The sequence below is a fragment of the Corallococcus interemptor genome, from assembly GCF_003668875.1.
Lineage (GTDB): Bacteria > Myxococcota > Myxococcia > Myxococcales > Myxococcaceae > Corallococcus > Corallococcus interemptor.
The window spans coordinates 1-413 of record NZ_RAWM01000400.1 but is presented as its reverse complement, the minus strand read 5'-3'; the positions used below and the strand labels follow the sequence as shown (position 1 = coordinate 413).

The 413-nt window shown below is 40.2% G+C and carries 1 protein-coding gene; it reads right to left on the bottom strand.

What is annotated here, in order from left to right; all coding sequences use genetic code 11:
• Positions 1–340: gag-polypeptide of LTR copia-type domain-containing protein (locus D7X96_RS39330; RefSeq protein ID WP_121772018.1), on the bottom strand; the 340-nt coding region annotated here is incomplete at its 3' end.
• Positions 341–413 lie beyond the last annotated feature (73 nt).

Sequence of the window (413 nt, the reverse complement as noted above, 5' to 3'; positions counted from 1 at the left end):
GCTTAACTGTGTCCGTTCCCTCATGAACGGTCTGAAGTAAATCCCATGCTGCCTTAGCAGTAGAACATGCAGAGATTCTATGAAATTCAGCAGGAGTAATTCCATTGTAAATCGCATTGATGGCCTTATTGTTACAATTTGACTTGGTCTTCTTATCAGCTGACCATTGTGCTCTTGGTTTTTTGACAGTTTGATCATCAACAGTCACTGTGGGATTAGAATATCCCTCAACTATAGAATCCCATACCTGATCGTCTATTGCCCTCAAGAAAACAATCATTATTACTTTCCAGTAAGGATAATTGGTTCCATCCAACAAAAGGGGCTTGCTAGTAGACATCCCTTCTTTATTAAAGTCCATTAGAGATCAGCAACAAGATCGCACAATAACTTAGTGTAACGCGCTCTGGTAC